Here is a 26,103-nt window from a genome sequence, read left to right as displayed (position 1 = left end):
GTTTTTAGGACGTGCGTTGATATCTATGGCACAGGTGAATAAAAAGGTGGTTGCCATGGGAGAGAAGTTCGTTTCGGCAGACAGGCCCCAGACAAAGGAGGGTTATCAGTACCACATAGCCTGCAAGCCAGGTGACGTTTCGAGGTACGTCCTCCTGCCCGGAGACCCGGAGAGGGTTCCAAAGATAAGCTCCCTCTGGGACGAGGCCAGGGAAATAGCCTTCCACCGCGAGTACAGGACGCACACTGGAAAATACAAGGGAGTTCCAATAAGCGTCACATCAACGGGCATAGGCGGCCCCTCGACGGCGATAGCAATAGAAGAGTTGGCGGCGATTGGGGCCGACACCTTCATAAGGGTGGGTTCAACCGGTGCAATCCAGCCCGGGATGGAGATAGGGGACCTCATCATAGCCAGGGCAGCGGTGAGGCTTGAGGGGACTTCGAAGCAGTACGTCCGCGTCGAGTACCCGGCAGTTGCAGACCTGGAGGTTACTTTGGCGCTGATTGAGGCCGCTGAAACGCTGGGCGTTCGCTATCACATCGGCATAACGGCCTCAACCGACAGCTTCTACCTCGGACAGGGGAGGCCAGGTTTGAAGGGCTACTTCCCGAGCTTTGCAAAGCACATAATGGACGACCTGCGGCAGGCCAACGTTACCAACTTCGAGATGGAGGCGGCGACGCTCTATACCCTTGCAAGCATCTACGGATTGAGGGCCGGCTGTGTCTGCGCCGTCTTCGCCAACAGGATAACCAACGAGTTCGGAAAGGCCGGGGAGAAGGAGGCAGCGATGGTCGCGAGCGAGGCAGTGAAGATACTCGCGGAGTGGGACGAGGAGAAGGAAAAGGCCGGAAAGAAGGTCTGGTTCCCGGGGCTGAGAAGGGTTTGACAGCTGGTTTTTTTATCCCCGAAATGTCTTGCGAAGATTTCTTTTCTCTTATTGGCGTCCCTTGGGCGCTCTGTGGAACGAGAAAGCCACACCCGATAAACCCACCCAAAAAACGAGCAACGATTAGAATACACCTAATCTTCCGCCAGCGATTGCGGAGGACGCTTAGGAAAGGGCTTCACCAAAAGTTAGTAGCTCTCCGTCGAAAGGCCCAGCAGGGGATGATTTTACCAATTAAACGCCCATCTTCCAGAAGAGAACACGTTAGGTAAGCCCCGATAAAGGGTTTACTCTCCCCCTGACGCCCGAAGGGCGTCGATTTTAAAGTTAAACTGTATTCAAAGGACAATTTGAAATGTTCTCAAGTTCAATTGGCCATTCAAAGAGAAAATCACGCAGAATTTAACTTTTGAGAAGGAGCTACCAGCTTTGATGAAACTTTTGCCAAACAAAAGTTTCTATGGCGCCCCGGCGGGGATTCGAACCCCGGACCTCGAGGTCCGCAGCCTCGCGCCCTATCCAGACTAGGCCACCGGGGCACTGCCCGCTAACCCTTCTCGGCAACGCTTTATAAATTTAACCGTCTCAGCTCACCGAAAGATTTATAAATCGGGCACAGGTGAGTATTCTACGGGCCTGAACTGCGGTGGTAGTCTAGCCTGGTCTAGGACAGCGGCCTGCCACGCCGCTGGCCCGGGTTCAAATCCCGGCCACCGCACCACAACTCGTTTCTCAAAGTGTTGATGAGAGTCCCTTTCCAGGGTGCATTGGAAGGCCCTCTGGCTCAACCGGGCCATGTTCGGAAAATCATCAGGTCTCTGCGCCCGAAAGTTATTGAGCAGTCAAAATGAGAAGAGCGGGAAATCTCAGTCCCCGGTCGCACCCTTCAGGGCGTCCTTACACCCACAGCGCCTCTCCTTCGGAATGTACCGGATGGACTTCATCAGGAGGTACTTTATCTCCTCGCTCTTCTGGGCCATCAGCTCAACGACCTCCTTGTGTGTGAGCTTTTCCCTGCTTATTCCGGCCGCAAAGTTCGTGACTATCGCAACGCTGGCGTAGCACATCTCAAGCTCCCTCGCGAGAATCGCCTCGGGGCACTGGGTCATGCCAACGACGTCGGCGCCAAGTATCTTGAGCGCCCTGATTTCGGCCCTCGTCTCAAAGCGCGGCCCTTCCATGCAGGCGTAGGTGCCGGTTGGGTGGTATTCAAATCCCAGCTCCCTCGCCGCCGTTATGAGAGCCTTTCTGAGCTCCGGACAGTACGGGTCGGTGAAGTCAACGTGGGCGACGAACTTTCTGTCGTGGGGGCTCTCCTCGCCGTCGTAGAAGGTGTAGTGCCTGGTTTTCGTGAAGTCCATGAGCTGGTCGAGGATTACGAAGTCGCCGGGCTTCATTGCCTCGTTGAGGGAACCAACGGCGGACGTTGAGAGAATCCTCTCAACACCAAGCTCGTGAAGGGCCCAGATGTTGGCGCGGTAGTTTATCCTGTGCGGGGGGACGCTGTGGCCTTCCCCATGCCTCGGAAGGAACGCTATCTCCTCCCCGCCGTACTCCCCTATCTTCACCCTGACCTTCCCGTAGGGAGTGCTTACGAACTCCTCCCTGACGTTCTCCAGGAGCTTTGGATCGTAGACTCCGGAACCTCCAATAATCGCTATCCTTGGCATGGTATCACCTGAAGAGAAGAAACGAAGGGAAGCTTAAAACGTTAGCCCTTCTCCCAGAGAATCCGCTGATGCTTGGCCTTCTCTTCTATGTCCTCGCTAACCTCACCCTCGGCGTGGAGTTCCAGTATTTTGGTCAGAATCTCACTGAGGAGCCACGAGCCCCACTTGGGGTCTTTGACCTCCAAAGCCGCGTCTATGGCCCCGTCAATGTCCCCGGCTTTGAGCTTCGCGACGGCTATGCTTCCGAAGGCCAGAGAGCGGAGGTAGTGGCCGCGGACGAGCTGGGCAAACTTGAGGGCATCCTCAAAATCACCAAGCTTGGCCAGATAGGTTGCCACCTTTACCCTCACGGAGTCCTCCTTCGTATGCTCGCCGATGGTTTTAACGAGGCGACGGTACTTCTCATGGGCGGGCTTTGAGAGCAGCTGGTCCATTATGAAACCCGCTATTCTCTCGAACTCCTCTCCTTCGAGGTGATTTATCAGGTCGAAGAGAACGTCTTCCTTGTCCACCGATGTCTTGACGATGCCCTCAATTATCGAGAGCCTTTCGTCGGGATAAACCCTGCTCAGAATGTCCATAACGAAGTCCAGCTCCCCCTGATTTCCAAGGCCTATGAGGAGAGACCTAAGGACGTCGAATCCCGTGTCGGATGACATTCCAAGTGCGATGTCCACGAACTTTTCGTAGGTCGCCGTTGGAACGTCGGAGTTCTTCAGGTAGACTGCAACCTCCTTCATGGCCTCTCCAAGCCAGTACTCGCTCTTGAGCTCAGAGAGAACCCGGATGGCGCTCCCGAACTCCTCCCTCTTAAGATGCTCCTTTATCGCCTCTATCGCCGCTATGGAGTGCCAGGGCTCGTCGTCTATCTGCTCTATAATGAGCCTCGCCCTGCGCATGTTTCCCTTCTTGAGATAGACCCTGAGTATCTTCAGAAACAGGTCGTTGCGCTTTACGGAGTCCTCAACATCGGTGGCGTAGAAGAGCGCATCGTCGGGCATGTCCAGTTCAAGGAGGCGTATAACCAGCTCCTCCAGGAGGTCGTCCTTCAGGGGCTCGGGAAAGGTTAGTATGGATTCGTAAGCCTGATGGAAAACCTTCTGGGCGGTTTTTGAGTCGGCACGCCTGAGGTACGTCCCTATCTCCACAAGCGCCTTGACAAGAAGAACGGGGTTTTCGATGGAGGCGGCCGCGTTGAACGCATATTTGAAGGCGGTTTTATACTCCGGCTTTTTGGCGCGGTACATATAATAGCCAATTTTAGCGTAGGTGACCGCTCTGAGGTACTTGTCCCGTATATCAGAAGCCAGCCGAAGGGCCTCGCGATAAACGTCCACAGGCATTATTTCCACCGGGAAAATTTACGATATGAGGGTATTTAATTATTTCCAACACCTAAAACAGAACGCAAAAGGTTAGTCAAAAAACGAAAGTTCAGCCGAGCTCGTCGTAAACCACGCCGACGACCTCTCCGTCGTCAAGGGAGACAAAGCTTACCTTGGTCTTTCTACCGCTCTTGGGGTCAACAACAACGAAATCCGGCTTGGACAGATACTTACTGGTGGGCATCCTCCAGACATCGCCGTAATGGGCCCTAAGCTCCCTCAAAAACCTTTCCGCATCACGTCTAATAACGGTTGTCATCGGTATCACCACTACTATCTACTACTTCAAAATATAAAAAGCTTTCCTATAGACATTCGTCAAAGATAATATCGGCAATCGTCTAATACCTTCCCCTTACGCAAACCAAGGAACCCTTTGGAACCCCCAGTTCCCTCGATATGGGAGTGCACTTCGCCTTGAGCAGGAAAAAGATTCTCGGGTCTTTCAGGTCGCTCAGAGTCTCAAAATTGGCCTGTCCCTTCGCTATTACCACGTCCACCCTTTCAAAGAGCCTCAAAAATCCGGGCGATGCATACTCCAGGGGCGTCCCGGGCAACCTGGAACCTGTGGAAACCACCTCCGCGATTTCATCGAACCCCGCCTCGCGGAGGTCTTCCACCGTGGCATCGTTGATTATCGGCCCTTCCTTGGCGGCGACGTACACCTTAAGGCCCGGGAACTCCTCGCGGATGCGTTCTATAAACATCCTGTCGAAGTATATCTCGCCGCAGTTGTCAACGAGATAGAGGAGTGATCTGGCATTTTCAAGTTCAGAGAAAAGCTCGCTGCTGTGGTCAATGTAAAGTTCTCCGGAGGTGAGCCTGAGCATGTCCTCCTCCGCCTTCCTCGGGTCGTAGCCAACGGCGAAGTCTATCAAGTTTCCCGCTATCGCGAGTTTGAGGGCCGTTTTCAGGTCATTGACACGGCCCATATCGCTCACCACGTCCCTGGCGAGCTCGGTGGAGAGTCTCTTATACTCCTCGAACGGGTCATCGTTCCGGAGGAACTCATAGAGCTCCAGGAACAGTCTTCCCCCGTCCGTCGCTGGGACCGAGTCCTCATTAAAAAATTCTCCCAGTTTCTTAGCGATAAAGAGCATCGCCTTTTTTCTCTGAACCACATCCTCTGTGCCCATCTCGACTATCTTCTGAGCCTGATTGACCGCACATGCTATGCACTCGTAGTGGATTTTCATGGGACCACCCAGAGGGAATAGAAAAGAGCCTTATAAATCAAGCCCTCAGCATCTCGACGTACTCAAGCTCCTCGGGAATGGGTTTCTTCCTCCTCTTCATTCCCACCTCGACCATGTACCCGTAGAGAACGGTCATCCACTCCATTTTCTCACCCCTCTGATTTTTCCAGGGAAATTTAGCCGATTTCACTGCTTAAAAGCTTTGTCAGCCCGCAAAATCTCATCTATGCCTACAGAAGGCCTTTACTCTCCCGGAAAAACAGCGATGAAGGTTTTTGTCATGAAATGCACACAAATCGACAATTCAAAGTGCTCCAATAACAGTTTTCATTTCAAAAGCATACATTTGAACACGGGATTAAAACCCAACCGTTTATAAACTTTGGAGACTCCATCACTACGGTGGGAGAAAATGGCTCTAGAGAAGCTTGGGAAGGCACTCAACACGGCCCTCAGAAAGCTCGCCCGTTCGAGCACCGTTGACGAGGCCACCATCAAGGAGGTCGTGAGAGACATCCAGAGGGCGCTCATCCAGGCGGACGTCAACGTCAGACTGGTTCTCCAGCTGACCAAGACCATAGAAAGGAGGGCACTTGAGGAGGAACCCCCTGCAGGGGCCTCAAAGAAGGAGCATATAATCCAGATAGTTTATGAAGAGCTCACCAAGTTCCTCGGAACCGAGGCAAAGCCCCTCGAAATAAAGGAGAAGCCAACCATACTGCTGACCGTTGGTATTCAGGGCTCCGGTAAGACGACGAGCGTGGCGAAGCTGGCGAGGCACCTTCAGAAGAGGGGCTACAAGGTCGGCCTCGTCTGCTCGGACACGTGGCGTCCGGGTGCGTATTACCAGCTAAAACAGCTCGTTGAGCCCTTTGGGATAGAGGTTTTCGGTGATCCGGAGGAAAAGGACGCCGTAAAGCTTGCCCGTGAGGGCGTTGAATACTTCAAATCCAAGGGTGTTGATGTCATCATCGTCGACTCCGCGGGAAGGCACAAGGAGGAGAAGGGCCTCATCGAGGAGATGAAGCAGATAAGCGAGGCGATAAAGCCGCACGAGGTCATTCTCGTTATAGACGGAACCATCGGCCAGCAGGCCCACAATCAGGCCTTGGCGTTCAAGGAGGCAACACCCATAGGCTCGATAATAGTTACCAAGCTCGATGGCTCCGCCAAGGGTGGAGGCGCTCTCTCGGCCGTCGCTGCCACGGGCGCGCCGATAAAGTTCATCGGCGTCGGAGAGAGAATAGACGACCTGGAGCCCTTCGACCCGAAGCGCTTTGTTTCGCGGCTCCTCGGCATGGGCGACATAGAGGGGCTCCTCCAGAAGCTTGAGGAGCTCCAGAAGGAACAGGAGTTCAAGGAGGAGGACCTGGAAAAGTTCCTCAAGGGCAAGTTCAACCTCAAGGACATGTACGCCCAGCTCGAAGCGATGCAGAAGATGGGGCCGCTCAAGCAGGTTCTCCAGATGATTCCCGGAATGGGCTACTCCCTTCCGGACGATGCAGTTAAAGTCGGAGAGGAGAAGCTGAAGAGGTACAGGATAATAATGGACTCGATGACTGAGGAGGAGCTGGAGCACCCAGAGATAATCAACTACTCGAGGATAAAACGCATAGCCAGGGGCTCTGGGACGAGCACCCAGGAGGTCAGGGAACTGCTCCACCAGTACAACCAGATGAAGAAGATGTTCAAGAGTATGGACAAGAGAAAGCTTTCTAAGATGGCAAGGAAATTCAACTTTGGGGGGTTTGGCTTATGATAGAGGCCTTCGTGTTGGTGGTTGTTAAGCCGGGAAACGAGGAGAAGGTGTACAACGCTCTGGCCAAGGAAGAGAAGGTAAAGGAGATATACCGCGTCTACGGGGAGTACGACATCATAATCCGGGTGGAGGTTGAGAACATCCACGAGCTCGACAGGTTCCACGATGAGGTTCTGAGGAAGATAAGCAACATAGAGATGACCGAGACACTCATAGCCAGCTCGTACAGGGGGTGAAGGTTTGGAGAAGAGGTGGGTCGCCAGGATTCACCTCGACACCCTCGAAGTTGAGCACGACCCCTCTTTTAAATTTAAATGCATCGAAAACTGCGGAAAATGCTGCTATGAGCTGGAGATACCCGTCAGGGATGAGGATATAGCGAGGATAGAGGAACTCGGCTACAACGCATGGGAATTCGTTGATTATGAAAAGATGTTCTATCGGGGGGATAAGTTCCTGAGCTACGCCCTTAAGAAGCGTCCCTTCGACGGGGGATGCGTTTTTCTCGACCCCGAGACCAAAAGATGCAGGATATACGAGAAGAGGCCCCTGGCATGCAGGCTGTACCCCTTCGTCTTCGTGAAGCAGGGAAAGACCATGGAAATTTACGTCAAGATGGACTCCTTCTGCCCGGGTCTCGACCATCCCGAGGGAGAGCCGATAACGAAGGATTTCATCCTGCGGGAATATGGCGACGTCCTGGAAGAGTACCGCAGGAAAGTTGTGAAGAGCCGGGAGTAACCGAAACATATTTATACATTTTCTTGTTAATTTCTGGCCACCGGAGGTGAGAGAATGAGTCAGCTAAAGTCCGTTCAGGAAAAGCTCAGACTGGTCAGGGTGCTCAGACTGCTCAAGAAGACGTACACCTACGAGGAGCTCTCCAAGATAACCGGCCTTCCCATCACGGTGCTCAACAGGTACGTTAGGGGGAAGGTCCTGCCGAGTGCGGAGAGAACCAAGGAACTCCTCGAACTGCTGCTCCCCTACATCAACATAGAGGAAGAGGTTAGGAAGAGGATAAAATTCGACGAGTACGGGTTCTTCGACAACATGCCCGTCCTCAGCGACACGGCTTTGATGAGCCTCATAGCGGAGGACGTTGCGAGCAGGTACATGGACAAGAACGTGGACAAGGTCCTCACAGCGGCCACCGACGGAATAGCGCTCGGTGTCCACGTGGCCAGGGAACTCAACGTTGACGTTGTCTACGCCAAGAAGAAGAAGGAGGTCGGGGTCGAGAAGTTCTACGAGGTCAGCTACGTTCCGAGTGCCTCTGGAAGCGTGACAACGCTCTACCTGCCACAGTGGGCTCTCAAAAAGGGCGAAAACGTCCTTATCGTTGACGACGTTATCAGGAGCGGGGAAACCCAAAGGGCCCTCCTTGAGATGTGCAGAAAAGCAGGGGCAAAACCCGTCGGCATGTTCTTCCTGATAAGCGTCGGCGATGTCATAGACCACCTGAAGAAGGAATACAGCATCCCGGTCGAGAGCCTTATCCGGCTGGAGTGATAGGGATGAAGGTGTTCATCTACAACGTCGACGGTCTCACGATACCCGTGGAGGTCGAACTCGGCCTCCCCTTCAAATTCCGCTGTACCGAGGAGGAGTGCGGCAGGGAGATAGTGATAGAGGGAATCGTCAGGCTGGCAAGCGAGGAGGAGTTCACCAGAACCATCGAGGACACGATAGCCGAGAACTCGGACTTCAAAAAGATACGAGAGATTACCGCCAAGATGCTCATCTTTGAGGGAAAGGTGAACGGAAGGGAGGTAAGGCTCCCGGTTGAGAGCTTTGACGACTTCGCAAAGCGTTTTTTGGACGAGGTTTTAGTCCTCCGTTAGTTTAAGCCGTAGATCCTCCTTCACAACCTGCATCGCCACGCTGGTGTTCGTTTTTTCCACGCCCTCCAGCGAGAGGAGCCACTTGACGAAGCGGTTCATGTCGGCCCGGTCCTTGAACTTGGCAACAACTACTATGTCAAACTCCCCGGTTATGTCGTAAACCATAATCACCCGGTCGCTCTGGGCTATTTCCCGCTCTATCTCAACTATCTTCCTCCCCTGTGCTTTTACCCCGATAACCGTGGTCAGCCCAAAACCAAGCTTCTCATAATCAAGAATCGGCGCAAAGCCCTTGATTATTCCCTCCTCTTCCATCCTTTTAATGCGGTTGTACACGGTTCCCACGGCAACCTTCAGTTCACGGGCTATCTCGCGATAGGAGAGCCTGGCGTTCTCCTGAAGCAGAGAGAGTATCCTAAGGTCCAGCTCGTCCACCATTCTCACCACCGGGGAGAATACACCGTAAACTTTAAATACCCTTCCCTTGGAGGGAATAGCGGGCAGTGGACCGGTAGCCTAGCTAGGATAGGGCGGCGGCCTCCTAAGCCGCAGGTCCGGGGTTCAAATCCCCGCCGGTCCGCCATCGAAACTCCGATTGTGAAATTGTAATCCAACATAAAGTTCTTGGCAGGCTGTTTCTGATGATTAAACACACCCTTCACCCTTCGAGCACCTTTCCGTGGAACCGGCAGTTTCTGTGTTCTCCGGGAACACGGCTCACAATGGCGTTAAGCCCCGCACAAAGCTGGTGCCCTTCCATGAGATTTTCCGAAACGTTTAAATATCCCGAACTTTTAGTTAATTTAGGTAAGAAAAATTGGGAGGTGGGAGGATGGTGTACGTCGCGGTTCTGGCGAATGTTAACGGAAACCTTCCAGCCCTCGCAAAGGCCCTTGAAAAGATAGAGACTCTCAGAGAAGAGGGCTACGAAATCGAAAAGTACTACATCCTTGGAAACGTTGTTGGCCTGTTCCCCTATCCTCAAGAGGTTCTGGACACCCTGGATGACCTCATAAGGAACAACAGGGTCAGCGTCATCCGGGGTGAGTTCGACCAGGTCATAGCCGCAAGCGATCCCCACGCCGAAGGACCTGACTACATAGAGAAAACGGACTATCCAGAGTACGTTAAGAGGGCACTGAAGTACACGTGGGAGGCGCTGGGTCACGATGGCAGAGAGTTCATAAGGGACCTGCCGATATACTTAGTCGACAGGATTGGAAAGAACGACATCTTCGGCGTCTATGGAAGCCCGCTGGACCCGTTTGGAGGAAAAGTCCTTCCAGAGCAACCAACCAGCTACTACGAGACCATAATGCGTCCCGTGAAAGACTACGAGATACTCTTCGTGGCATCACCAAGGTACCCAGTCAATGCCATGACCCGCTACGGAAGGGTCGTCTGCCCTGGAAGCATAGGGTTTCCACCCGGAAGGGAGCACAGGGCCACGTTCGCTCTCGTGGACGTTGATACACTCCACACCAAGTTCATAGAGGTCGAGTACGACAAAAGACTGATTGAAGAGAGAATCCGCCGCGAGGGTCTCCCAGAGGAGCTGGTTAAGGTTCTCTACCACGGAAGGATTTGAGAAGTTTTATCCCCTCAGCTATTTCCTTCCTTTCGTAGGCAAGGAAGCCGATGAAGCCGAGAATTAAGGCGTACTTTGAGAAAAACATCAGAGACTGAAGGAAGAGCGCCACGAGCAGGGGAACGTATATGCGAGGGGATATCTTCAGGTAGCCCCTGGCATAATAAGCAACGCCGAGGAGTATGGAGCCATAGCCGATGATAAGGCCAATCATTACACCCACGGCACCAGAAGTCGGGATGAGGTACAGCCATGAGAGAAAAACCGCAAAGGCTCCGAGAAGCGCCACGATGGTTCCTTTTTTAACGTAGGCTGTCGAGTTGAGGGCAACTATGCTCGGGTTGTAGGCTATGTAGACTTCCATCGCAATGAGGGCGAGATAAAATGCCGGGCCCACATCGAAGCCGAACACCGCCGAGAGAATCTCCCTGCCAAGGAGCATCAAGACGAAGATGATAGAGCCCGTCACGAGTACCAGCAGGGCGGTTGTCCTCTCGGCAAGGAACTTGACGTATTCGTTCTCGCGTCTGCCATACTTGTACGAGAACAGGGGCATTATGGCGGACTGGAGAACCTGGGGCAGGTACGTCAGCAGGAAGGCGGCAGATAGGATGGCCGAAACAACCCCCGCAACCTCTGGGCCCGCGAGGTATTCACTCATAAAGTACGGCCCCTGTATCAGGAAGACGCCCGAGAGAGTGCCCAGAAACGCAAAGGACGAATACGAAAGGAGCAGGTGAATCTCGCTTTTCCTTGGCTTTCCGATCAGGCCAAACCTCACCAGATAAACCGCAGAGAAAACCGCTATCAGACCCAGAAAGAGCAGGTACGGGGCAAAGACGTTGGGCAGTATGAAACCCACAAGGAAACCCAAGAAAGCCAATGTTATTATGTACGCGTAGTGTTCCCCCCTGTGAATGCCGTAGAGGAAGCTCCTGAGGGTCAGCTGAACTCCCCGGAGGATTGCGAGGATTCCGAGGTAGAGGTTCAGCGGGAGGAGAAGGAGTCCCGCCAGAGGGAGAAGAAACGCAGGAATGGTCATGGAGCGTATCGAGTCCGTTTTGCCGCTGCCAAGGAACTCGGAAGCGTATTTACCCAGGGCAATGGCGAAAAAGCTCAGGGGTATCGCCGCAAAGAAGGCCTTCGAAATCAGGGAGTTGGCCATCCCCAGCTCCTCAAGACCGAAGCGCCTCGCAATTATCGCGCTGTACAGAAACCGGGTTAACCCAGTGAGGCCAAGGGCAATCACCGATGCAAGTGAATGGCGCAGAATGATCCGGCGCTCATAGCCCATGGATGGAGAAGGAAAGGGGAAAATTTAACCTTTGTGGAAGCCGAGGGCAAAGCCGCCGAGGAAAGCGGCCGTTCCGGGAAGGAGCGCCATTACCTTCTCCCCCAGGGTCAGGATTTCATGGGTCCACTCGCCGGCAAGGTTAAAGAGCTTGTCCTTGTCGATTATAAGGACCCCTTTCTGCTCAAGCCACAGAAGGCTAACCACGTATGCCCCTATCAGTGCCAGCGCCAGTTTCATCACTTTCTTGACAGCGTAGCCCGTTACGAAGCCAACCACTGCACCCACGCCCATGTCGCCCATCATGGCACTTACATCGAACTCCATGCATGCTCACCTGTAGGATACTAGCCTGCCCGAGGATAAAACGTTTTTGCCAAAACGTTTAAATTATACGGTTCCAAAATATTTGCAAAGCATAAAAGTAGGTGTGAGAACATGACGACCCCAATGGAGAGGCTCAAGAACAAGATAACGAAGGAGGTTCTGTGGCTCTACATCCTTAGGCTCCTAAAGGAGAGGCCCATGTACGCGTACGAGCTCAAGGAGAGGATAAGGGAAGCCTTCAACTTTGAGCCAGCAACTGTTAGCTCTTACGTCGTTCTCTACAAGCTGGAGAAGGAGGGCTACGTTACCGCGGAGTGGCAGGAAAGCGAAACCGGAAAGCCGTCGAGGAAGTACTACAGACTCACCCCCGAAGGCGAGAAGCTCTTCAAAGAGGGCATAGCCTTTCTTGAGAACATGCTCTCGAAACTCAAGGAGTGAATTCCAGAAGTTTTTGGTTTTACAGTGCGTAGAAAAGTGCAAAAGAGAAACCTTTGAGGGCCAGGGCCCTCAGCGTCCCATTCCACCGCGCGGCTCTCTCGCCTTCGGACGGAGACCCTTGTAGCCGCACTTCCTGCACTTCTTGGCCTTCCACGGGTTGGTAGCGCCGCAGCGCATGCAGATATACTTCCTAAAGATTCTGGCCTCAGCCTCTGGGAATCTCGCCATCGTGATCACCCCATGATCTTAATCCAACACACCTACCGCAACGGACTTTTAAAGCTTTGGTGCGGGGGACGGGATTCGAACCCGCGCAGCCCTGCGGCAGCGGATCTTAAGTCCGCCCCCTTTGGCCAGGCTCGGGCACCCCCGCGCGAGGGAGTGTAAAGCGGGGGAAATTAAAAGCTTTCCCCTCAGGTTCTGACAATCCTCATCTCAAAGTCCTCAACCGGGACCTTGAAGTCCTCCCTGCTCTCGATCTCCTTCCTGTTGTAGAGTACCTCCCTCGCGAGAATCCAGTAGATGAGCGCGAGGGCCTTCCTACCCTTGTTGTTGGTCGGGATAGCGACGTCAACGTAGCTCAGGAAGTTCTCGGTGTCAACGAGGGCCACTATCGGGATTCCTATCTCGATGGCCTCCTTCATGGCCTGGTGATCGGCCCTCGGGTCAGTAACGATGAGAACGTCCGGCTCCATGAAGTTCTTGACCTTTGGGTTGGTCATGGTTCCGGGCAGGAAACGGCCCGGGATGGCCCTTGCACCGGTGACGTCGCCGAACTTTTTGACCGGCTTCTGGCCGTAAAGCCTGACGCTGACGGCGAGGATGTTCGCTGGGTCAAACTTGGCCAGGAACTTGCCGGCAACGCGAAGCCTCTCATCGGTCTTCCTGACGTCGAGGACGTAGAGGCCGTCCTGTCTAACGCGGTATATGAACTTCTTCATGTCCTGGGTCTTCTGCTGGGTGCCAATGTGGACACCCGCGGCAAGGTACTGGTCGAGTGGAACAAGGTATTCCTCCATTCTTCACACCTCCTCATCCTTCAAAGGTTATTATCCTACCCCTTTCACCCAGATCTTCCGCTATTCTTATCAGCTCGTTCAGCTTGGCGATGGAGTCCTTCCGGAGCACCATCGCCGGGCAGCGCAGACCCACCGCGAGGTGGGCCAGTGCCTCATCGGAGGACTCATAGCGAGCCTCCGCGAGGATGGGAGTTATCCTCTCCGACTTCGCATCGTTCACGAGATTGTATAAGTCGGTGAGCGTGCCTAGGTTTATCGGCTTTATTGACAGGGCGTTGTAGTAGCGCCTGTCCAGTATGTCCTTCTCACGGAAGAGGTGCTCGCCGTCAACGAACACCCCGTGGGTGCCTGCTATCAGCTCAAGGAACAGCTCCTCGTCACCGAGGGGCTTTATGTAGGCGACGTTGTTGTCCTCAACCAGGGAGAGCACTTCCTCGGTCTCCATAGGCGTCTTCTGTACGAGCCCGATGGCAACCTCAAGGCCGAGCTCATCGGCTGCCCTTTCCGTGGCCTTCGAAAAGGCCTCCACCGTTCCGGCCTCTGCATTCTCAAGGACCCTGCTAGCTGCATCAACGACGTCGGTTATCTCCATCAAATCCCTGACCATCACGTAGTAGTCGAAAGCCTCACCGGTCGCTATCTCAAGGATTGGGACTGGCAGTTCGGTGGTGAAAGTTCCCCCGATGTAGCTGTACAGGGGCATCCTCTTGACGCTCGCCGCAGCTTTGGCGACCGCTATCGAAACGGCGAGTGCCGTATTGGCCCCTATGTGGCTGAAATCCTCGGTGCCGTCTATCTCCCAGAGGTAGCTGTCTATGAGCTCCTGCTCGCTGGCGTCGAAGCCTATCAGCTCGGGCCCGATTATCTCGTCGACCTCACTCACCGCCCTGTGGGCCTCGGCGATGTAGAGGCTGGGATTCTCGTCCACGGGAGCGGCGAATCTTCCAAAGCCCGAACTCGTTATGACGTCTACCTCGACGGAGTACTTCCCGCCCCTGAGCACCGCGACTCTGCCGATTACGTTCTCTATCACGGTCATTTTTCATCAGCTCGGCCTGATTACGGTGAGCGGTATTATGCCCTTCTCGAACTCGAGCAGCGCGGCTTCGAGCGGCGTGATTCCTTCCGGAACGTCGATGAGTATGGGCGCACCCATCGCTATCTGGAGGGCCCTTGCTCCAATTATACGGGCCTTTTCAAATCTCGTGTACCTGAACATTCCAACCACCCGTGCAAATTTTGGTGGGGCCGCCGGGATTTGAACCCGGGTCTCCGGCACCCCAAGCCGGGAGGATAGACCAAGCTACCCCACGGCCCCCCAGAAATGTGGTTTTTCAGTATACCCTGTATACCATTACCTGGTCGATGAGCTCGACGTGGCTCAGCAGGGTTCTCCTGCAGCAGTACCTTTCGACCCCAAGGTCGTCGAGGACCTTCTCGGGATCCTCGCCCTTTTCAACCCGGGCCTTAAATTCGTAGTATTTGTCCCCTATGACCTTTCCACACGTGAAGCACCTGACGGGAACTATCACCCGTATCACCTTCTCCGAATATTAAAGGAAAGCGGTCAGCGGTAGGACTTCTGCCTCTTGGCACGTGGACCCTTGGTTGAGCGGTTGGGCTTGTGGGGCTCGGTTCTCCTGCTGTCCCCGACGAGCATGGTTCTGTCGTACTTCATAAACTTTTCCTTGAGGTTCATGTCGTTGGTCCACTCGACGAGCGCGCGGGCTATGGCGACGCGAGCGGCCTCTGCCTGCCCCATGAAGCCTCCGCCCTCGACCTTGACGTCTATGTCAACCTTGCTAACTATCTCCTCGCCGGCGAGGACGAGCGGCTCCATTATGGTGAAGCGCGCTATCTCGGGTTCGATTATCTCCACGGGCTTGTGGTTTATCCTGACGCGGCCCTTTCCTTCCCTTATGGTGGCCCTCGCGATGGCCGTTTTTCTCTTACCAGCAGTCTGGATGACCTTCATTTTCTCTCACCTCAGAACTTTCCACCGAGGAACTTGGCAACCTCGCCAACGGTAACGTACTTCGGGGTTGCAAGCCTTGACATGTGGGCCTCGATTATGGTCTCAAGCTCTCTGCCCTCGAACTCCTTTGGAACACCGGCGTAAACCTTGAGCCTCTTGAAGGCCTTCCTTCCGCGGTCGGTCTTCCAGGGAAGCATTCCCCTAACGGTTCTCCTGACTATCTCATCGCTCCTCTTCGGGTAGAACGGGCCCCTCCTCGGGTTGGTCCTGGTTCTGAGCTCGGTCCTCTGCTTGTACTTGGCGAAGATGTCCTCGCGGTTTCCGGTGATGATGGCCTTGTCGGCGTTGACTATGACGACCTCCTCGCCCTCAAGGAGCATCTTTGCAACTTTAGAGGCGAGCCTTCCGAGTATGAGTCCTTCAGCGTTAATTATCCTCATGGCCCATCACTCCATTATGATTACTCCACTACCCTTCGGGTTTCTCTCAATGAGTTCCTCAATCGTGAGGACCTCTCCACCGGCCTCAATTATCTTCTTCTTGGCAGTCTCACTGAACTTCCACGCGGCAACGGTGACCTTGTGCTCGAGCTTTCCGGCACCGAGGACGCTTCCCGGAACGATGACCGTGTCGCCCTCCTTGGTGTAGCGGTTGATCCTGCTGACGTTCACTTCAGCCCTCTGCCTCCTGGGCCTCTCAAGGCGCCAGGCTATGTCCTTCCATATCCTAACCCCTTCCTCGTTCGACTTCTTTCTGAGGTAGCGGATGAGCCTCCTCAGGTTGATGTCTGTGGGTCCGGTTCTCTTGACCATGAACATACCTCCTTAACGCTCTCTCGCAGGTGGGAAACCGACAGGTCCAACGGGGTGAGCGTAAATACTGGTGCGGGGGCGGGGATTTGAACCCCGGAACCCCTACGGGACGGGACCCTGAATCCCGCGCCTTTGGCCAGGCTCGGCTACCCCCGCGTCAGTCGGACGCTAATTTATGGAGTTCGCTTATAAATCTATCGCTCTTTCTCATGAGGATTTTGAGGGCTATGGCCACGATTTCCTCAACGGGAAGCTCTCCGTTGGTTTCCACGGTAAACACGAACGCTCCGGGAACTACCTCTTCCCGTATCTTATCGCCCTGATACGGCTCGAACTTCCTCGGCAGATAGAATGCCTTGGTGGTTGTGATGACGAACTCCCCCTCCCCCTCCTCAACGGGAAGACCGCGCCTTTCGGCGAGCTTCTTGAGCTCCTCCCAGTCGGGAACTTCTTTGCTGACGTGTATCTTCGTGAGGTACTTGTAGTAAACGAAGCCAGGCTGCCACTTGGCGTGATCCTTTCCGCGGCCGAGCTTGGCGTAGGCATTGAGCGTGAGCCTCTGCCCCTCGGCGAGCTTGACTATAGGTATGTCCGGGTTTGCCGGCTTCACACCCTCATCGTCGCTCTTTAGGTCGCCGGAGTAAACCATTCCGGGTCCCTCGGCTTCAAGGGAGAGTGTGACGGTGTAGTCGTCGAGCTCAAGGGCATCGAGAGAGAACCTCTCAACCGGGGTGGTGAGCGGAATCATCGCCAGCCTGTGGGCGATTATCTCGTCAAAGAGGGCCGAATCGTTCTCGAAGAACTCCACCTCGTCAACGGCAAAGGTGGGAACCTCGGCAAGGATGGTTCTCCTCAGGGCGTTGGCGAAGGGAACGTCAACTCCCTCGACGATGAACTTAATCGAGTCCTCCCTTTTCTCAAGAATCTGAAACTTTGGCTCCATCGGCATCACCAAAAAAGAAGTTATTGGGGGTCAGACGCGCCTGCCCCTTCTTCCGCCCTTCGGCCTGGTGCCGTCGTGCGGAATCGGGGTGACGTCCTCAACCCTTCCAATTCTCAGACCGGCCCTGGCAAGCGCACGTATGGCCGCCTGGGCACCAGGTCCAGGGCTCTTGCTCTTGCTTCCTCCCGGAGCGCGAACCTTGATGTGAACACCGACGAAGCCCTTCTCCATGGCCTCCTCAGCGGCCCTTCTGGCGGCTATCATTGCCGCGTACGGGGAGGGCTCGTCCCTGTCTGCCTTGACGACCATACCACCGCTCCACCTGCTTACCGTCTCCGCCCCGGTGAGGTCGGTGATGTGTATGATGGTGTTGTTGTAGGAGGAGTAAATGTGGGCAACTCCCCACTTCTCCTTCTTCTTGAGGTTAACCTGCTGAACTTCCTCACTCATGAGGCCTCACCCTGCTTAGCCTGTTCGATAACCATCCTCTCGGGGTGGCTCTCCTTCGCGAAAGGAGAGGTCTTCGAATAGGTTATGGCGTCCTCTTCCTCCCTGAGAACGAGGTATCCTGGGGAGCGGATGATCTGTCCGTTGACCTCGATGTGGCCGTGGACTATGAGCTGCCTGGCCTGCCTGATGGTCCTGGCGAGGCCCTTCTTGTAAACGAGGGTCTGAAGGCGCCTGTCAAGGACGTCCTCAACGGTGAGCGAGAGAACGTCATCTAGGACTGCATCGGCCGGGAGAAGGCCGAGCCTGTTGAGCCTCTGCAGAAGCTGAACCCTCTCAACCTCGGCCTGCTTGCCCCTCGCCGCAAGGAGGCGCCTGGCCCTACGCCTGAACTCCTTGAGCTGGGTCTCGTGGCGCCAGAGTTCCTTCTTGTTCTTGAGGGCGTACTTCCTCATGAGGACTCTCTCGCGGTCGAGCCTCTCCTTAATCCAGGGGTGAGAGGGAGTCTCGTACTTCTTCCTCTGCCTCTTCGGGTCTCCCATCTAAACCACCTCACTTCTTCTTCCTTCTCACGCCAATGGTCGAGCCGTGCCTGAAGTTCGACCTGGTCCTCTGTCCGCGGAGCGGCAGGCCGAGCTCGTGCCTTATGCCGCGGTAAGCCCTGATTCTCCTGAGCCTGTTGACGTCCTCGCGCCAGGCCATGACGAGCTTGGCTGTAATGAGGTGCATGTCCTTACCGGTCTCGTAGTCCTTCGGCCTGTTCACTGCCCAGGCAGGAATGCCGTGAGCAATCGGGTCTTCCAGTATCTTCTCAATCTTCTTGACCTGCTCGTCGGTGAGGTAACCGGTCTTCATATATGGATCAATTCCTGCAACCCTGAGCACCATGGTGGCGAAGTTTATGCCTATGCCTCTGATGCCCGTAAGGGCCCATCTCAACTGCTTATTTCCGTCCAAATCAACTCCCGCTACACGGACGATGTGTCTGAAGTTGTCCGTCATTACGAATACACCTCCATCTCAATCCTTCATAGAGGATTTTGGCGCCGGGACGGGGATTTGAACCCCGGTGTCCAAGCGGACACGGGCTCTCAAGGCCCGCGCCATCCCAGGCTAGGCGATCCCGGCATACACGCGGTAACCGCTCCCCTTCGCCAGCTCTCTCACTTCGGTGAAGTGGTCATCCATTAGAGCCTTAATATACTTTGCCCCCTGCTTCGTCTTAATCACCAGCTGCAGGAGGCCTCCATCGTTGAGATGCCGGGGAGCGTTTATAACTATTTCCCTCAGGATTTCCTTTCCCGCGTGCACCGGGGGGTTAGTGATGATTGCGTCGAACTTTTCGCCCCTAACTGGCTCGTAGAGGCTTCCCCATCTCACCTCGGCGTTTCTAACGCCGTTGATTTTTAAATTTTTCCTCGCCATTTTTACGGCCCTTCTGTTCACGTCGGTCATCACCACGTATTCAACGAAGCGAGAAGCCACTATCCCAATCGCCCCGTAGCCGCAGCCCAAATCGAGGACGCGCCAGCCCTCCTCAAGCACCATGCTCTCTATGAGCAACTCCGTCCCCCTGTCGAGCTTGCCGAAGGAAAAAACACCACTCGCTGTGATGAACTTGAAGCAGTAACCCCTAAGACAAACCTCTATAGTTTTGGTCCTCAGCGGAACGTTTGGCTCTTCGGAGTAGTAGTGGGTCATGTGCGGTGGTTCGTTGAGGGGTTTATCAACCTTTGCTTGCGCAAAGCTTGACCAAAAATTGTAGCTCCTCCATTGCGTTACCCCTGAAGGGCTGGTTTCCAACTTAAAGCCCGACGTTTTAAGTAAGAATCCTTTTGTAGGGGCCCTTTTGTATAGGTTTGCTTTTCTTTTGACGCCCTTCGGGCGTCTTTTTAGAGCTAAACCTCAGCAAAAGAGTACCTAACTTAGTTCTCCCTTTCAAACAACCCATTAATCAAGAAACCACTCAAAAAAGGAACTTTGGGAAAGAGCCACAACTTTGATGAAACTTTGCAGAGCAAAGTTTCTACCACATCTTCGGATACCAATCCCTCGGCATGAAGACCTTGTCTACATCGACGGCTATGCCCTTGCTCCTCTGAAGCATCTCGCCGCTCGTCATGGCGGCCTTTCCGAGGGCAACCAGCTCGTCCTTGAGGGTCATAACCGCGACGAGGTCTCCCTTCTTGATGCCCTTGTGAACCTTGACTATCCCCGGAACGGCCAAATCGGCGCCGTAGGTTACGGCAGCAACGGCGGAATCCCTTATCCATACCTTGGGAAGGTGCTCAACGGCCTTCTCCATGGGCTGGATGGCTTTCCTGAAGTACTCCTCGATGCCGTCGTCCTTCCAGAAGTGATAGTAGTCGATGAGGTCGTGAAGTGTTACCAGCGTTTCGTCCTCCTTGAAGGGGCCGCTTCTGGTACGGCGAAGCTCGGCCATGTGGGCGCCGACACCAAGGGCAAGGCCTATGTGGTGGATTAGTGAACGGATGTAGGTTCCCGCCTCAACTCCAACGCGGAAGAGCACGTCCTTGCCGTCTATCTCGAGTATCTCGATGTAGTACACCTTCCTTGTCCTTAGGCGTCTCTTGACCGCACTCCTTAGCGGGGGCCTCTGGATTATCTCTCCCTCAAACTCCCTCATCACCGCGCGGATTTTGTCCTCCGGAACATCCCCATGAAGGTGCATGAGGGCGACGTATTCCTTTCCAGCAGGGAGCAGTGCCTGAACCACCCTTGTGGCCCTTTCAAGGGCGACGGGAAGAACGCCGCTGACCTTTGGGTCGAGTGTTCCGCCGTGACCCGCTTTGCTGAGGTCGAAGAGCCGTTTAATCCACGCAACGACCTCGTGGCTCGTCGGTCCAGGAGGCTTATCGAGGTTGATTATACCGAACTGCATGTGCATCTCCATCGGTCTCTTCTCCGGCGGGAAGCCCCACTTCGGGTTCGTCTCGGCCTTTTCATCTCTAACCAGAACCTCTCGCTTTATGTCAGCAGGAAGGATTCTCCTCACTTCGTCCCTCGCCATGAACATCACCCGGTGAGCGTTATCGCCCTAAGTTTCCACTACGGCTTTATAAACCTGCCCTTAGAGTTTAAACCTGTAGTCAAAGATCAGCCATCTTAGGAGATACCTAACGAGCTCGACATAAGCAGAAACAAACTTTTCTGCTCAGTTCTTTTTCAATATTAACAGCTATATACTGAAAAGCAACCTTTGCAGACCCACAGGACAGCAGATCTACTGTATTAACATGCTACAGCACTTATCACAAAGACGAGTTTTCTATCTTGGAAATCATATCCAAGAGCTCTTTCATTAATAGAAAGGACTATTGTAATCATCTTGAAAAGTTTCTCAAGTTCCTTTCATTTTGCTGAGATGCCTAGCTATGGCAAAGCCAGCTTTGTTAATGGGGATGTTAAGCTTTTTAATTTCTCTACTCCAGCTTCTCTTTAACTTTCTTTGCCGCTTCTTTTTTCACTTAGAGTTGCAATAATGTTAGTCAAAAGTTCAGAGGGAGCTTAGCTCTCCCAGGGCTTTTCATTCCTACCAACTCCCAAAACAAAATAGCTTGTTCCAAAAAGCTCCAGTGACAAGATATTTCATGATGCCTCACTATAAAATCAGCTTTTCGAGTTCTCTTTTTATTCTTGCTGGACCATATTTAGAAACAAGCCCCATAATAAAAGATGCTCTAAGTTCAGGGGCCCATCCCTGAGCATTTAAGAGGGTCTTCACTTCAAAGGGAACAATATTAACCGAGATTCCTTCATATTTTGAATCTTTTGCCAGTAATTTCCATCTTCCAATTATATCCTCACATGAAAGTGCAGTATCAACAATAGCACTGAATTTATAGTCATAGACTTCCCAATCAAAGAAAAGTCCACTAATGTAATAATCGGTTATATCCTCTTGAATTATCCCTATCTCTTCATGTACGCCTCTTTTTATGGTTGAAAATATACTGGGTCTTCCATCCTCAGAAGTATCATGGGGTATTGAAAATGTCTCAGCCGCACTTGGATACCACAAACCATCCCTAAAACATGTCCTAGAGGATCTTTTAACAATAATAGTTTTTGTCCCTTTATCACATAAAACTATTGTATTAACACTTAGCGGATTTGCAAAATCTCGAATTGGATTAAAGGGGTCTTTTAGTTGCTTGGCTCGGGTTTGTAGAATTACTCTGTCTTTCTCATAGAAATCCTTCCTGAGATTTAAGTTCGCATTAGTAGCTAAAAAATGAAAATATCCAGTAGGTTGTAATTTTAATATCACGAACGGGTCTTCAGAAGATCCTCTTCTTGTCAAAATTATTTCCCGGACACTACCAATTCTAAATTCATCATAAAAGCCCTGTTCTTCCCAGATATGAGCATACTTATCAATTAACCTGATTATATCACTAGGCACTTTTACAGGAGAATTCTCAAGTAATATCTCGATATCTCCTTCTCTAAAAATTCCTCGTTGAAGAACCTCCAAGGGATACACCAACTCAGAAATCTTAGACAGAGTCATTCCAAGTTGCCTAGAAATCCTTCTTTTTTTGAAGTGACTCCAATTATTACGAAGAGTATCGTAAACATACGCACTGAATATACCCAATACAAATCCAAGGGCCTGATCATGTAAACCCAAACTGCATCCCCCAATAAAAAGGAAATTAAAGACAGGCTCAGTTTAAACTGATTCCAGCCTGCTCAAGGGCGGTCTTGACTGCATCGTCGTCGGCGCCGCGCTCGATGTTGACCTTCTCAGGAAGGGGCTCAAGGTGCTTGACGTTCATCCTCCTGCGCTTGACCTTGTTGAGGCCGGCGCCGGTAACGAGGACGAAGTTCCTGTCGATGACGTCAACGACGACGACCTTCTCCCCGGCCCTCCTTCCGGCGATTATAACGGCAAGCCTTCCAACGTCCATAGCTGGCATTCATCCCACCTCCTTATCTTTTGTTGCCCGGGTTTGCACCCGACCCCGCGTCACCGTCGGGGTAAAGGTGGTCGATGGCGGCCTTCACGATCGCGAAGACCCCATCGGGACCCCATTTAGCGGTGTTGATTATCAAGTCGTAAATCGACTTGTCGTCGATGTCAATACCGTAGAGGTTTAAATACCTTTTCCTGTTACCCTTCTCGCGCTCGGCAATCTGCACGAAGGCCTCCTCAACGGTTATGCCCTCGCGCCGGGCAACTCTTCTGGCGCGCTCCATTATCGGAGCGTCGAGCCATATCTTGAGATCGGCATCCTTCACCATCCAACCCGCAAGCCGACCCTCAATAACGACGTTGCACTCCCTGGCTGCCTCCACCTGCCTCCTGTCAACCTCGCGGTCAATCTCGGGGTGGAGCTCCGCATACTCCTGAAACTCCTGCAGAGTCATGCCCATTTCCTTGGCCATCTGCCGGAAGATGAGCCCGGCATAGATGTGTTTGAACCCGTAGTGCCTGGCCAGGTTCCTGCAGAGCGTCGTCGTTCCCGAACCGGCCAGACCGCTGACGGTTATCACGAGGCAGCCCTTCGGCATGATTACACCTTCAGAGGGCTATGCCGGCCCTTACCTGCGCCTTCATGACCTTCCTCATGCAGCTCGGGCAGAGGTTCGGGTAGGGCCTCTCGGGCCTCTTTGCCGTCTTCGGGAGCTTCCTGATCTCGCTCGGCCTGCCGCGCGGAACGCCGTTGAGGGGCCTTCCGCACATGGCACAGTGGGCAACCTTTGGCTTTCTGCGCTCGAAGTGTATAACCGTCCTTCCGCCCGGAGTTCTGACGTACTTCCTTCTCCATGACCTTGACCTGTACATCGGCTTCATTTCTCTCACCTCGCAACCCCTATTTTCGGAGTGTTTTTAAATTTAACCCATGTCAAGGAGCTTCCTGAGGATGTAACCGGTTATCATCGACGTCATTATGTACCAGCCAACGTAACCGAGCTCGTTCGCGGGCAGTCCGGAGTGATAGAGCCTGTGGAACCAGTCGAAGAGGAAGAAGTTGAAGGGCGACTTCACTATGCCGACCTCAACGTACCATCTCCTAAGCCAGCCAAAGAAAATCCAGAATATCGGTAGCGTCAGCAGGGTGACCTTGAACATTGTATCTTTCATGACCTCGCTCTGAAGCTTCATGAGTTCCATCTGCTCCTGCTGGAGCTTCTTGAGCTTCTTCTCATCCTTTGCGGCCTGGGCTTCTTTGTACTTCTTCTGGAACTCCTTGCTCTTCTTCTGGAGCATCTTGACCTTGTTCTGGTCGACCAGAACGTAGTTCAGCAGGGTGAAGAGCCCGCCCAGCATTATGCCCGCAACAGTGACCACCACTATCGGATGGTGGGCCTGTATCATGGGCCCGAACAGATCGTCAAGGAAAGCGTATATCCCCTCAATCATACTCTCCCACCGCCAGGTTAAGTACTTCAACAAGCTCATGAACGGCCTCTTCGAGGCCCTTATCCTCATGGTTCTCGATTATCTTAATAAGCGCGTTCGAGTGCATGGCGTAACTCACGGCAGCGGCACGGTTCAGGTCCTGGTGCCTCTGTATCTGCTCCTCCGTCTCAACGTCCCTATCGCGCTTCAGGTCGCGGAGGCGCCTTCCGAGTATCTCGCTCGGCGTGGCCTCGATTATGACTATGAAGTTAGGGTTTATGACCTCTATAACCTCCCTGGGGAAGCCGAGGAGATACCCCACAGGGGTCCTGATGGTGGCGTGGGTATCTATGAGCACTGGCTCGCTCTTGGACATCTCCACTATCCTCCTAGCGGCTTTCATCTGGAGCTCCTTCTGTATCTCTGGGTTCAATTTCCTCATCTCGTCCCTGTGACTAACAAGCCCCGCTGTAACGGCCTCCTCAAACATCAGGTCGCCGAAGTTGACGAGCCTGAACCTAACCTTTGTCTTCCTGAGGGCCAGCCGGGTTATGGTGCTCTTCCCCACCCCTGGAATTCCTGTTATCATGACCACAAACGGCATCACGCTCACCCAAGGAGGTTCTGGAAGAAGTAATCGAACCGGGTTTAAAAGGTTTTGTGAAAGAAAAGAAAAGGCTCACTTGGTGAAGAACTTCCTCAAAGCTGGGAACATCTCCGTTGCCTGTTCCCTAGCTATCTCCTCGTAGAACCTGTAGAGTATGCCCACCGTAAGGAGGATTCCCGTTCCTGTACCGAGTGCCCCAAGGAAGTCAGCCAGGACTGCGACCAGCGCCAGTGTGAAGGAGCCCCAGAAGGTAACGTAGGGTATGTACCTGTTGAGCACCCTCTCGAGTATCCTCGGGTCGCGTCTGAATCCCGGTATCTGAAGTCCCGCGCTTTGGAGCTGTCTGGCAATGCTCTTGGCGTCGAGGCCGGTTAGCTCAACCCAGAGGAATCCGAAGAGTATCGCCCAGAATATTGTCATCAACGCATAGACCAGCGCCCTTCCTGGGTCTGCTATGACGTGGTAGATGTCCCTTGGCGGGTAGAGGTACGTGACGAACCCGGTAAGCGGGTAGCCGTTCTCGTCGAAGGTTCCAAGGAAGGTGTAGCCGAAGTTGTTGAGAAGCCTGGCCCAGAGCTGAATGTTGGAGTAGAGTGCAAAGGTCAGGATGATAGGAATGTTGCTGACGTACATGAACCTTATCGGATACCTTCCACGGACTGTGACGCGGCCATAGCTCAGAGGTATCTCGACACGCATGCTCTCAAGGTAGACAACCACCAGGAAGACGACTATCGTCGCCAGCAAATCCATCATGTCTGGCAGCGTCCCTCTGTAGAGGGCTCCGGTTAGGTCGCCGTAGAACAGGTGCTGTATGAAGGCCGGGATGGCACCTATTATCGCGGGTCCCCCGGTAACGGGGTCAATGTAGTCCGGGGTCGTTGCCGGGTTCAGAGCCTTTGTGATAACGGTCTGGGAAACACCCGCGGCGATGAAGAGACTGATACCGCTTCCGATTCCCCACTTGCTGACCAGCTCATCCAGAAGGATGAGCATCACGGAGGCGAATCCAAGCTGAAGTATGATGAGTATCGCCAGACCGAGCCCTATGTACGCCTCACCGGCGGGTGTTGTGACTGTCTGGAAGGCGCCAAGGCTGGTATCAACCCTACCGAATGCACCGGCGAAGACGTAGATGGCTGCTTCGAAGAAGCTCATGAATACGGCGAAAAGCTTCTGAGCGGCCTGATAAAACCTTCTATCCTCATGATTGGAGAGATCAAGGTGAACTATCTCGGAACCGACGAGAAGCTGCATGATAATACTCGCGGTGACGATCGGCCCGATACCGAGCGTCAGAAGAGAACCGCTCCTTCCGGCGAGGACGAACCTGAGCGTGGCGAAGTAGTCCTGGATCTGCGCAGGAATTCCATAGAGTGGAATCTCAGCGAGGATGAAGTACAGTAGTAGAACGATTCCCGTCCACATGAACTTCTCCTTGAGCGGCACGTGCCTCTTGGGCCGCTCAACCTCTGGGAAGTACCTTTCAATCGCAAACACTACGTTTCTGAACCCCATGATTAACACCCGCCAAAACTTA

36 protein-coding genes and 7 tRNA genes are annotated in these 26,103 nt (G+C 53.5%); 10 read left to right on the top strand and 33 right to left on the bottom strand.

The annotated features are described in order from the left end of the window. Positions 1 to 55 precede the first annotated feature (55 nt). Complete coding sequence (gene udp / locus E3E37_RS00510; protein ID WP_167715186.1) at positions 56 to 892, top strand: uridine phosphorylase; 837 nt, start codon at positions 56 to 58, stop codon at positions 890 to 892. A 461-nt stretch (positions 893 to 1,353) separates the two neighbouring features. Here the strand turns inward: udp and E3E37_RS00505 are convergent. Continuing rightward, a tRNA-Arg gene (locus tag E3E37_RS00505) sits at positions 1,354 to 1,431 on the bottom strand. 104 nt (positions 1,432 to 1,535) lie between these two features. Here E3E37_RS00505 and E3E37_RS00500 point away from each other — a divergent pair. Then, positions 1,536 to 1,613: transfer RNA gene (locus E3E37_RS00500), tRNA-Gly, on the top strand. Positions 1,614 to 1,758: 145 nt separating this feature from the next. Here E3E37_RS00500 and mtnP read toward each other — a convergent pair. From mtnP to E3E37_RS00480, 4 genes are all read right to left on the bottom strand, one after another. Further along, a complete protein-coding gene (mtnP, locus tag E3E37_RS00495) occupies positions 1,759 to 2,562 on the bottom strand; it encodes an S-methyl-5'-thioadenosine phosphorylase (RefSeq protein WP_167714391.1) in 804 nt (267 codons plus the stop codon). Between the two features lie 41 nt (positions 2,563 to 2,603). Further along, complete coding sequence (locus tag E3E37_RS00490; RefSeq protein WP_167714390.1) at positions 2,604 to 3,905, bottom strand: hypothetical protein; 1,302 nt, start codon at positions 3,903 to 3,905, stop codon at positions 2,604 to 2,606. A gap of 91 nt (positions 3,906 to 3,996) precedes the next feature. Continuing rightward, on the bottom strand, positions 3,997 to 4,206 hold the full coding sequence (locus E3E37_RS00485; RefSeq protein WP_088179890.1) for a hypothetical protein: 210 nt from the start codon (positions 4,204 to 4,206) through the stop codon (positions 3,997 to 3,999). A gap of 82 nt (positions 4,207 to 4,288) precedes the next feature. Continuing rightward, positions 4,289 to 5,143 (bottom strand): damage-control phosphatase, encoded by an 855-nt coding sequence (locus tag E3E37_RS00480; protein WP_167714389.1) that lies wholly within the window; start codon positions 5,141 to 5,143, stop codon positions 4,289 to 4,291. A 412-nt stretch (positions 5,144 to 5,555) separates the two neighbouring features. On the opposite strand from E3E37_RS00480, the gene E3E37_RS00475 reads away from it, so the two are divergent. From E3E37_RS00475 to E3E37_RS00455, 5 genes are read left to right on the top strand one after another with little or no spacing between them, the layout of a single operon-like run. Next, the gene (locus tag E3E37_RS00475; protein ID WP_088864111.1) at positions 5,556 to 6,902 is read left to right on the top strand and encodes a signal recognition particle protein Srp54; all 1,347 of its coding nucleotides are present in this window, start codon (positions 5,556 to 5,558) and stop codon (positions 6,900 to 6,902) included. Next, positions 6,899 to 7,138 (top strand): Lrp/AsnC family transcriptional regulator, encoded by a 240-nt coding sequence (locus E3E37_RS00470; RefSeq protein WP_088864110.1) that lies wholly within the window; start codon positions 6,899 to 6,901, stop codon positions 7,136 to 7,138. The genes E3E37_RS00475 and E3E37_RS00470 overlap by 4 nt, the downstream gene beginning before the upstream one ends. Before the next feature lie 4 nt (positions 7,139 to 7,142). After that, on the top strand, positions 7,143 to 7,643 hold the full coding sequence (locus E3E37_RS00465; protein ID WP_167714388.1) for a YkgJ family cysteine cluster protein: 501 nt from the start codon (positions 7,143 to 7,145) through the stop codon (positions 7,641 to 7,643). 54 nt (positions 7,644 to 7,697) lie between these two features. Then, positions 7,698 to 8,414 (top strand): phosphoribosyltransferase family protein, encoded by a 717-nt coding sequence (locus E3E37_RS00460; protein WP_088864108.1) that lies wholly within the window; start codon positions 7,698 to 7,700, stop codon positions 8,412 to 8,414. Positions 8,415 to 8,419: 5 nt separating this feature from the next. After that, positions 8,420 to 8,746 (top strand): hypothetical protein, encoded by a 327-nt coding sequence (locus tag E3E37_RS00455; protein ID WP_167714387.1) that lies wholly within the window; start codon positions 8,420 to 8,422, stop codon positions 8,744 to 8,746. Here E3E37_RS00455 and E3E37_RS00450 read toward each other — a convergent pair. Next, complete coding sequence (locus tag E3E37_RS00450; protein WP_198362198.1) at positions 8,732 to 9,184, bottom strand: Lrp/AsnC family transcriptional regulator; 453 nt, start codon at positions 9,182 to 9,184, stop codon at positions 8,732 to 8,734. The two genes, E3E37_RS00455 and E3E37_RS00450, sit on opposite strands and share 15 nt — an antisense overlap. A gap of 67 nt (positions 9,185 to 9,251) precedes the next feature. On the opposite strand from E3E37_RS00450, the gene E3E37_RS00445 reads away from it, so the two are divergent. Then, positions 9,252 to 9,329 (top strand) — tRNA-Arg (locus tag E3E37_RS00445). Between the two features lie 249 nt (positions 9,330 to 9,578). Beyond that, positions 9,579 to 10,334: a metallophosphoesterase gene (locus E3E37_RS00440; protein WP_167714386.1), complete on the top strand. Its 756-nt coding sequence runs from the start codon at positions 9,579 to 9,581 to the stop codon at positions 10,332 to 10,334. On the opposite strand, the gene E3E37_RS00435 is transcribed toward E3E37_RS00440, so the two are convergent. Both E3E37_RS00435 and E3E37_RS00430 read right to left on the bottom strand, forming a co-directional pair. Next, positions 10,306 to 11,628 carry a lipopolysaccharide biosynthesis protein gene (locus E3E37_RS00435; RefSeq protein ID WP_167714385.1) on the bottom strand — a complete coding sequence of 441 codons (1,323 nt, stop codon included), beginning with the start codon at positions 11,626 to 11,628 and terminating at the stop codon, positions 10,306 to 10,308. The genes E3E37_RS00440 and E3E37_RS00435 overlap by 29 nt on opposite strands. A gap of 24 nt (positions 11,629 to 11,652) precedes the next feature. Beyond that, positions 11,653 to 11,952 carry an FUN14 domain-containing protein gene (locus E3E37_RS00430; RefSeq protein WP_088864104.1) on the bottom strand — a complete coding sequence of 100 codons (300 nt, stop codon included), beginning with the start codon at positions 11,950 to 11,952 and terminating at the stop codon, positions 11,653 to 11,655. Positions 11,953 to 12,063: 111 nt separating this feature from the next. Between E3E37_RS00430 and E3E37_RS00425 the strand changes: the two genes are divergently transcribed. Beyond that, positions 12,064 to 12,390, top strand: a complete 327-nt coding sequence (locus tag E3E37_RS00425) for a PadR family transcriptional regulator (protein WP_167714384.1) — start codon at positions 12,064 to 12,066, stop codon at positions 12,388 to 12,390. Positions 12,391 to 12,459: 69 nt separating this feature from the next. Here E3E37_RS00425 and E3E37_RS00420 read toward each other — a convergent pair whose 3' ends face one another. The 25 genes from E3E37_RS00420 to secY form a co-directional block, all read right to left on the bottom strand. Next, positions 12,460 to 12,618 carry a 50S ribosomal protein L40e gene (locus E3E37_RS00420; RefSeq protein ID WP_012571071.1) on the bottom strand — a complete coding sequence of 53 codons (159 nt, stop codon included), beginning with the start codon at positions 12,616 to 12,618 and terminating at the stop codon, positions 12,460 to 12,462. Between the two features lie 57 nt (positions 12,619 to 12,675). Further along, positions 12,676 to 12,763: transfer RNA gene (locus E3E37_RS00415), tRNA-Leu, on the bottom strand. A gap of 40 nt (positions 12,764 to 12,803) precedes the next feature. Beyond that, positions 12,804 to 13,409 (bottom strand): 30S ribosomal protein S2, encoded by a 606-nt coding sequence (rpsB, locus tag E3E37_RS00410; RefSeq protein ID WP_088864102.1) that lies wholly within the window; start codon positions 13,407 to 13,409, stop codon positions 12,804 to 12,806. A 13-nt stretch (positions 13,410 to 13,422) separates the two neighbouring features. Next, positions 13,423 to 14,448, bottom strand: a complete 1,026-nt coding sequence (locus tag E3E37_RS00405) for a hypothetical protein (RefSeq protein WP_088864101.1) — start codon at positions 14,446 to 14,448, stop codon at positions 13,423 to 13,425. 6 nt (positions 14,449 to 14,454) lie between these two features. Continuing rightward, positions 14,455 to 14,628 carry a DNA-directed RNA polymerase subunit K gene (locus E3E37_RS00400; RefSeq protein ID WP_088853851.1) on the bottom strand — a complete coding sequence of 58 codons (174 nt, stop codon included), beginning with the start codon at positions 14,626 to 14,628 and terminating at the stop codon, positions 14,455 to 14,457. A 21-nt stretch (positions 14,629 to 14,649) separates the two neighbouring features. After that, a tRNA-Pro gene (locus tag E3E37_RS00395) sits at positions 14,650 to 14,727 on the bottom strand. Positions 14,728 to 14,743: 16 nt separating this feature from the next. After that, positions 14,744 to 14,941, bottom strand: a complete 198-nt coding sequence (locus E3E37_RS00390; RefSeq protein WP_088864100.1) for a DNA-directed RNA polymerase subunit N — start codon at positions 14,939 to 14,941, stop codon at positions 14,744 to 14,746. Positions 14,942 to 14,976: 35 nt separating this feature from the next. Beyond that, positions 14,977 to 15,384 (bottom strand): 30S ribosomal protein S9, encoded by a 408-nt coding sequence (locus tag E3E37_RS00385; protein WP_055430131.1) that lies wholly within the window; start codon positions 15,382 to 15,384, stop codon positions 14,977 to 14,979. Positions 15,385 to 15,395: 11 nt separating this feature from the next. Next, entirely contained in the window at positions 15,396 to 15,824 is a 429-nt protein-coding gene (gene rplM, locus E3E37_RS00380; RefSeq protein WP_167714383.1) for a 50S ribosomal protein L13, read from the bottom strand. A 6-nt stretch (positions 15,825 to 15,830) separates the two neighbouring features. Further along, positions 15,831 to 16,196 (bottom strand): 50S ribosomal protein L18e, encoded by a 366-nt coding sequence (locus tag E3E37_RS00375; RefSeq protein WP_088864098.1) that lies wholly within the window; start codon positions 16,194 to 16,196, stop codon positions 15,831 to 15,833. A 68-nt stretch (positions 16,197 to 16,264) separates the two neighbouring features. After that, positions 16,265 to 16,352: transfer RNA gene (locus E3E37_RS00370), tRNA-Leu, on the bottom strand. Position 16,353: 1 nt separating this feature from the next. Further along, on the bottom strand, positions 16,354 to 17,139 hold the full coding sequence (locus E3E37_RS00365) for a DNA-directed RNA polymerase subunit D (RefSeq protein WP_088864097.1): 786 nt from the start codon (positions 17,137 to 17,139) through the stop codon (positions 16,354 to 16,356). Between the two features lie 30 nt (positions 17,140 to 17,169). Continuing rightward, the gene (locus E3E37_RS00360; protein ID WP_055429679.1) at positions 17,170 to 17,589 is read right to left on the bottom strand and encodes a 30S ribosomal protein S11; all 420 of its coding nucleotides are present in this window, start codon (positions 17,587 to 17,589) and stop codon (positions 17,170 to 17,172) included. Further along, entirely contained in the window at positions 17,586 to 18,128 is a 543-nt protein-coding gene (locus E3E37_RS00355; RefSeq protein ID WP_088864096.1) for a 30S ribosomal protein S4, read from the bottom strand. Before E3E37_RS00355 ends, E3E37_RS00360 begins: the two co-directional genes overlap by 4 nt. Positions 18,129 to 18,138: 10 nt before the next feature. Further along, positions 18,139 to 18,588 (bottom strand): 30S ribosomal protein S13, encoded by a 450-nt coding sequence (locus E3E37_RS00350; RefSeq protein ID WP_088864095.1) that lies wholly within the window; start codon positions 18,586 to 18,588, stop codon positions 18,139 to 18,141. 39 nt (positions 18,589 to 18,627) lie between these two features. Next, positions 18,628 to 18,714 (bottom strand) — tRNA-Ser (locus tag E3E37_RS00345). After that, a complete protein-coding gene (locus E3E37_RS00340) occupies positions 18,700 to 19,287 on the bottom strand; it encodes a class I SAM-dependent methyltransferase (RefSeq protein WP_167714382.1) in 588 nt (195 codons plus the stop codon). Before E3E37_RS00340 ends, E3E37_RS00345 begins: the two co-directional genes overlap by 15 nt. Before the next feature lie 325 nt (positions 19,288 to 19,612). Next, on the bottom strand, positions 19,613 to 20,617 hold the full coding sequence (locus tag E3E37_RS00335; RefSeq protein WP_167714381.1) for an RNA-guided pseudouridylation complex pseudouridine synthase subunit Cbf5: 1,005 nt from the start codon (positions 20,615 to 20,617) through the stop codon (positions 19,613 to 19,615). Positions 20,618 to 21,208: 591 nt separating this feature from the next. Further along, a complete protein-coding gene (locus E3E37_RS00330; RefSeq protein WP_167714380.1) occupies positions 21,209 to 22,093 on the bottom strand; it encodes a hypothetical protein in 885 nt (294 codons plus the stop codon). Between the two features lie 184 nt (positions 22,094 to 22,277). Continuing rightward, positions 22,278 to 22,529: a 50S ribosomal protein L14e gene (locus E3E37_RS00325; protein WP_167714379.1), complete on the bottom strand. Its 252-nt coding sequence runs from the start codon at positions 22,527 to 22,529 to the stop codon at positions 22,278 to 22,280. A gap of 13 nt (positions 22,530 to 22,542) precedes the next feature. Beyond that, positions 22,543 to 23,124: a (d)CMP kinase gene (cmk, locus tag E3E37_RS00320; RefSeq protein ID WP_088864090.1), complete on the bottom strand. Its 582-nt coding sequence runs from the start codon at positions 23,122 to 23,124 to the stop codon at positions 22,543 to 22,545. Positions 23,125 to 23,134: 10 nt separating this feature from the next. Then, positions 23,135 to 23,407 (bottom strand): 50S ribosomal protein L34e, encoded by a 273-nt coding sequence (locus E3E37_RS00315; protein ID WP_088864089.1) that lies wholly within the window; start codon positions 23,405 to 23,407, stop codon positions 23,135 to 23,137. A gap of 42 nt (positions 23,408 to 23,449) precedes the next feature. After that, positions 23,450 to 23,977, bottom strand: a complete 528-nt coding sequence (locus tag E3E37_RS00310) for a DUF106 domain-containing protein (RefSeq protein ID WP_088864088.1) — start codon at positions 23,975 to 23,977, stop codon at positions 23,450 to 23,452. Further along, on the bottom strand, positions 23,970 to 24,560 hold the full coding sequence (locus E3E37_RS00305) for an adenylate kinase (protein ID WP_088864087.1): 591 nt from the start codon (positions 24,558 to 24,560) through the stop codon (positions 23,970 to 23,972). The genes E3E37_RS00310 and E3E37_RS00305 overlap by 8 nt, the downstream gene beginning before the upstream one ends. Before the next feature lie 75 nt (positions 24,561 to 24,635). Then, positions 24,636 to 26,081, bottom strand: coding sequence for a preprotein translocase subunit SecY (secY, locus tag E3E37_RS00300; protein ID WP_088864086.1), 1,446 nt, complete (start codon positions 26,079 to 26,081; stop codon positions 24,636 to 24,638). Positions 26,082 to 26,103 lie beyond the last annotated feature (22 nt).

The sequence above is a fragment of the Thermococcus sp. ES12 genome, assembly GCF_012027515.1.
Classification (GTDB): Archaea; Methanobacteriota_B; Thermococci; order Thermococcales; family Thermococcaceae; genus Thermococcus; species Thermococcus barossii.
The sequence above is the reverse complement of the archived record's forward strand: the minus strand, read 5'-3'. Positions and strand labels throughout refer to the sequence as shown.